Source organism: Ramlibacter sp. (assembly GCF_041916345.1).
Taxonomy (GTDB): Bacteria; Pseudomonadota; Gammaproteobacteria; order Burkholderiales; family Burkholderiaceae_C; genus Ramlibacter.
Genome location: NZ_JAYRZR010000157.1, coordinates 1 through 5,087, shown reverse-complemented (window position 1 = coordinate 5,087; position 5,087 = coordinate 1). Strand labels below are relative to the sequence as shown.

Sequence of the window (5,087 nt, the reverse complement as noted above, 5' to 3'; positions counted from 1 at the left end):
GCGCCTGCTCAAGCAGGCCGCCAAGGCGACCCCCGCCGCCGCCTGAGCGCGATGGCCGTGCCCGGCCTGCCGGCGGCGCCCCTGCCGCCGGACATCGAACCCGCGGATCTCCCCGCGGACGCCATCGAGGTCGGGCGCATCGCCGATGCCTGGGGCATCAAGGGCTGGTTCAAGGTCCTGCCCCACAGCGCCGACCCGCAGGCGCTGTTCTCTTCCAAGCGCTGGTACCTGCAGCCGTCCGACCGGGGCCCCCGTGCCTTCGCCGGCACGGTGCTGCTGCGCGTGCGCGAGGCGAAGGAGCACGCGGACACCATCGTCGCGCGTGCCGATGGCGTGGAAGACCGCGACACGGCCGAGCGCCTGCGCGGTTGCCGCATCTTCATTCCCCGCTCCAGCTTCCCCACCGCCGCCGAAGACGAGTACTACTGGGTCGACCTGATCGGCCTGGCCGTGGTCAACCGCGAGGGCGAGGCCCTGGGCACCGTGCGCGAGCTGCTGTCCACCGGCCCGCAGACCGTGCTGGTGGTCGCGTACGAGCAGAACGGCCAGGCGGCCGAGCGCATGATCCCCTTCGTGGCCGCCTACGTCGACGCGGTGGACCTGCCTGGCCGCCGCATCACGGTGGACTGGCAGCCCGACTACTGAGCGCGGCGCCGCCATGCGCTTCGACGTCATCACCCTGTTTCCGGAGCTGTTCGCGCCCTTCCTCGCGGCCGGCGTGACGCGCCGCGCCTTCGAGACGCGGCAGGTCGACGTGCGGCTGTGGAACCCGCGTGACCAAGCCGAGGGCCCGTATCGCCGCGTGGACGACCGCCCCTTCGGCGGCGGCCCCGGCATGGTGATGCTGGCCGAGCCGCTGGCGCGCTGCCTGGCCGCGATCCGCGCGGACCGCGGCGCGGGTGATGCGGCACCGGTGGTGCTGTTCACGCCCGTGGGCGAGCGTCTGGATCACGCCGGCGTGGCGCGCTGGGCCGCGGGCGAGGGGGCCATCCTGCTGTGCGGCCGCTACGAGGGCATCGACCAGCGCTTCATCGACGCACATGTCGATGTGCAACTCAGCCTGGGCGATTTCGTGCTGTCGGGCGGCGAGATCCCGGCCATGGCCTTGCTGGACGCGGTGGCGCGGCTGCAGCCCGGCGTGCTGAACGACGAAGGCAGCCACCAGGAGGACAGCTTCAACCCCGCGCTCGATGGCCTGCTGGACTGCCCGCACTACACCCGGCCGGAGGAGTGGCGCGGCCAGCGCGTGCCGGCGGAGCTGCTCTCGGGCCACCATGCCCGCATCGAGCGGTGGCGGCGCGAGCAGCGCCTGGCCCTCACCGCGCGCGACCGGCCAGACCTCATTGCGGCGGCCCGCGCGGCCGGCCGGCTGGCCGCCGAAGACGAGCGTTTCCTCGCCAGTCTATAATCGCGGGCTTTCCAGATCCTCTGTCCGGCCGCCCGAGCCGCCAGCCTTTGCCACCCCAGGGTGCGCCAGCAGCGCGAAGCCAGGGCCTTCAGTGCAGCGCGGACACGATCACCAAGGAAGACCATGAACCTGATCCAGACCCTCGAGCAAGAGGAAATCGCCCGCCTGGGCAAGAACGTGCCCGCTTTCGCCCCCGGCGACACGGTCATCGTGAGCGTGAACGTGGTCGAAGGCACGCGCAAGCGCGTGCAGGCCTACGAAGGCGTGGTCATCGCCAAGCGCAACCGCGGCCTGAACAGCGCCTTCACCGTGCGCAAGATCTCCAGCGGCGAAGGCGTGGAGCGCACGTTCCAGACCTACAGCCCGCTGATCGCCGGCATCGAAGTCAAGCGCCGCGGCGACGTTCGCCGTGCCAAGCTGTACTTCCTGCGCGAGCGCTCCGGCAAGTCCGCCCGCATCAAGGAAAAGCTGTCGTACAGCCAGAAGTCGGCGGCCGCGTAAGAACGGAACGCGCCTCTCGCGCGTCAAGCCGCCGCCGGCCTCCAGCCCGCGGCGGTTTTTCGTTTCCCGCCCCACTTTCATGACCCGAACGCCTCCGATGCTGCCGCCCGGCACCCGTCCGCTGTCGAAGCTGCCCGACTTCGATCCGCGCCAGGTGCCGGTGGCCGGCCACGACGCGCACCTGCCGGCCGTGCCGGCGCCACTGCTGGCACCTTCGGCCATCCGTCAGCGCTTCGCGGCGCCGCCGCACTGGGAGCCCGAGCTGTGGGCAGAGCCGGCTTTCGCGGGGCGTCAGCCATCGCTGGCCTCGGTGCTGGTGCCTGTCGTCATGCGCGAGCGGCCGGCCGTGCTGCTGACCGAGCGCACGATGGGCCTGACCACGCACTCGGGCCAGATCGCCTTTCCGGGCGGCAAGCAGGACGACACCGACGCCGACGCGACCGAGACCGCGCTGCGCGAGGCCGAGGAGGAGATCGGCCTCGACCGCCACCTGACCGAGGTGATCGGCGCCATGCCCACCTACACCACGGTCACGCGCTTCGTGGTCACGCCCGTGGTGGCGCTGGTGGACCCCGGCTACCGCCTGCGCATCAATGCCGGCGAGGTGGCCGATGCCTTCGAGGTGCCGCTGGACTTCCTGATGAACCCGGCACACCACCGCCGCCACGTGATCGAGGTCGATGGCGTGCGCCGCGAGTGGTTCTCCATGCCCTACCAGGACGAGCGTGCCGAGCGCTTCATCTGGGGCGCCACCGCGGCCATGCTGCGCAACTTCTACCGCTTTCTCTCGGCGTAGCCACGCCGCACGAGGCCGGTGGGCCCGCAGGCCCTATCATTTCCGAATGAGCTTCTTCGCGATCCTGTTCGCCTTGCTGATCGAACAGGTGCGTCCGCTCGGTCCGCGCAACCCGGTGCATGTGGGCATGCGGGCCTGGGCCCGCTGGGCCAGCCGCAACTTCGACGCCGGCAAGCCGGCGCACGGCTGGGTGGCCTGGGCGCTGGCGGTGGCCGGCCCCGCGCTGCTGGTGCTGGCCGTGCATGCACTGCTCAACCGGTTTCTCGGCTGGCCCGTCGCGGTGCTGTGGAACGTGGCCATCCTCTACGTCACGCTCGGCTTCCGGCAGTTCAGCCATCACTTCACCGACATCCGCGATGCGCTGGATGCCGGCAACGAGCCCCGTGCGCGCGAGCTGCTGGCCGAGTGGCAGCAGGTCGACGCGAGCGAGCTGCCGCGCAGCGAGATCGTGCGCCACGTGATCGAGTACTCGGTGCTGGCCGCGCACCGCCATGTGTTCGGCGTGCTGGCCTGGTACTCGGTGCTGGCGGCATTCGGCCTCGGGCCGGCTGGCGCGGTGCTGTACCGCATGGCCGAGTTCGTGGCGCGCTACTGGCGGCACCGCAACCGCATCCAGGCGCAGCCCGCCAGCGAGGCGCTGCAGTCCGCGGCCGCGCAGGCCTGGCAGGTCATCGACTGGGCGCCCGCACGGGCCACGGCGCTGGCCTTCGCGGTGGTGGGCAGCTTCGAGGAGGCGGTGGACTGCTGGCGGCATCACGCCCAGCGCTTTCCCAACGACAACGACGGCGTGGTGCTGGCGGCGACCTCGGGCGCAGTGAACGTGCGGCTGGGGGGCGAAGCGCTCAAGCCGGCGTATCGCCCCGAGAGCTCGCAGCCTTTCCGCTCGGCCGCGCTGGGCCCGGAGCCATCGGTGGACACCGGCCCCACGCCGGGACGAGAGGCCGAGCCCGCGCACCTGCGCAGCGTGGTGGGGCTGGTGTGGCGGACGGTGGTGCTGTGGCTGGTGCTGCTGGCGCTGCTGACGCTGGCGAATCTGCTGGGCTAGGGATCGCTGGGGTTGCGCTGGCGCTCCACCCCAGCCTACGGAGGCGGGTGCATCCAGGCTGTTCCGTAGGCTGGGGTGCAACCCCAGCTGCCTGCGTGCCTACGCCCGCACACGCCCCAGCTGCGCCTGCGTCCACCGCACGATGTCACCGGCGCCCATCGCGCCCGCCTGCCGCGCCACCTCCTGGCCACCGGCAAACAAGGCCAGGGTCGGGATGCTGCGGATGCCGAGCTGCGCGCCCAGCGCCTGCGCCTCGTCGGTGTTGACCTTCACCAGCCGCACGTTCGGCTCCAGCTGCTGCACGGCCTGCTCGAACGCGGGCGCCATCATGCGGCAGGGGCCGCACCAAGGCGCCCAGAAGTCCACCAGCAGCGGCAACTGGCTGCGCTGCACATGGCGTGCGAACTCGGCCTCGGTCAAGGCCACGGGGTGGCCGGTGAACAGGGGCTGGTGGCAACTGCCGCAGTCTGGCCCGCGCGAGAGATCGGCGGATTGGACGCGGTTGGTCGTGTGGCAGTGCGGGCAGACGATGTGCAGCGGGTTCATGGCACGCACTTGAGGGCGGAGGACGAGTCCGCAAGGGGGGCGCCGCCCCCACCCCAGCCCTCCCCCGGAGGGGGAGGGAGCGAGACGGACTAGCCTCGACGAGCTGGCAGTTCCTCGAACAGCTGCCGGTAGATCCGCCAGCGGCTGGCCGTGATGCCATCGGGCTGGTCCACCGCCGCCATCACGCCGCAGCCCGGCTCATGCAGGTGAGTGCAGTTGTAGAAGCGGCAGTTCGCCACGTGCGGGCGCAGGTCGGGCATGAGCGCCGCGAGCTGCATGCGGTCGATGTGATGCAGGCCGAACTCCTGGAAGCCGGGCGAATCGATCAGGCCGCTGCGGTGCGCGCCATCGAGCCAGTACCAGGTGGTGGTGGTCGTGGTGTGACGCCCCGAGTTCAGGGCCTGGGAGATCTCGCCGGTGAGGGCCTGCGCCGACGGCACCAGCAGGTTCACCAGCGTGCTCTTGCCGGCGCCGGAGGGGCCCAGCACCAGGGTGGTGTGGCCGTCGAGATGCCGCATGAGATGCGCATGATCGACCTCGCGCGACTGGCGCAGGGAGAGCGGCAGCACACCATACCCCATGCGCTGGTAGGGCAGCAGCCGACCCCACGCACGCTCGAATGGCTCCACCAGGTCGCTCTTGTTCAGCGCGATCAGCGGGCGGATGCGTTCGGCCTCGGCCGCGATCAGCGCCCGTGCCAGCTGCATCTCGGAGAACTCGGGCTCGGCGGCGATCAGGATCAGCACCTGATCCAGGTTGGCCGCGAAGGACTTGCTGCGGATCTCGTCCTG

At 71.2% G+C, this 5,087-nt stretch carries 7 protein-coding genes; 5 read left to right on the top strand and 2 right to left on the bottom strand.

What is annotated here, in order from left to right; all coding sequences use genetic code 11:
* The first annotated feature begins 51 nt into the window (after positions 1–51).
* The 5 genes from rimM to ACE3T5_RS21105 all read left to right on the top strand — a co-directional run bounded on the left by rimM (position 52) and on the right by ACE3T5_RS21105 (position 3,750).
* On the top strand, positions 52–645 hold the full coding sequence (gene rimM / locus ACE3T5_RS21125) for a ribosome maturation factor RimM (protein ID WP_374670083.1): 594 nt from the start codon (positions 52–54) through the stop codon (positions 643–645).
* 13 nt (positions 646–658) lie between these two features.
* Complete coding sequence (trmD, locus tag ACE3T5_RS21120; protein ID WP_374670082.1) at positions 659–1,408, top strand: tRNA (guanosine(37)-N1)-methyltransferase TrmD; 750 nt, start codon at positions 659–661, stop codon at positions 1,406–1,408.
* 123 nt (positions 1,409–1,531) lie between these two features.
* On the top strand, positions 1,532–1,909 hold the full coding sequence (gene rplS, locus ACE3T5_RS21115; RefSeq protein ID WP_374670081.1) for a 50S ribosomal protein L19: 378 nt from the start codon (positions 1,532–1,534) through the stop codon (positions 1,907–1,909).
* Positions 1,910–1,988: 79 nt separating this feature from the next.
* A complete protein-coding gene (locus ACE3T5_RS21110) occupies positions 1,989–2,705 on the top strand; it encodes a CoA pyrophosphatase (RefSeq protein WP_374670080.1) in 717 nt (238 codons plus the stop codon).
* Positions 2,706–2,751: 46 nt separating this feature from the next.
* Positions 2,752–3,750, top strand: coding sequence for a CobD/CbiB family protein (locus tag ACE3T5_RS21105; RefSeq protein WP_374670079.1), 999 nt, complete (start codon positions 2,752–2,754; stop codon positions 3,748–3,750).
* 99 nt (positions 3,751–3,849) lie between these two features.
* On the opposite strand, the gene trxC is transcribed toward ACE3T5_RS21105, so the two are convergent.
* A complete protein-coding gene (gene trxC / locus ACE3T5_RS21100) occupies positions 3,850–4,296 on the bottom strand; it encodes a thioredoxin TrxC (protein WP_374670078.1) in 447 nt (148 codons plus the stop codon).
* A gap of 89 nt (positions 4,297–4,385) precedes the next feature.
* Positions 4,386–5,087 (bottom strand): ribosome small subunit-dependent GTPase A (gene rsgA / locus ACE3T5_RS21095; protein ID WP_374670077.1); only part of this gene is annotated, 702 nt, incomplete at its 5' end.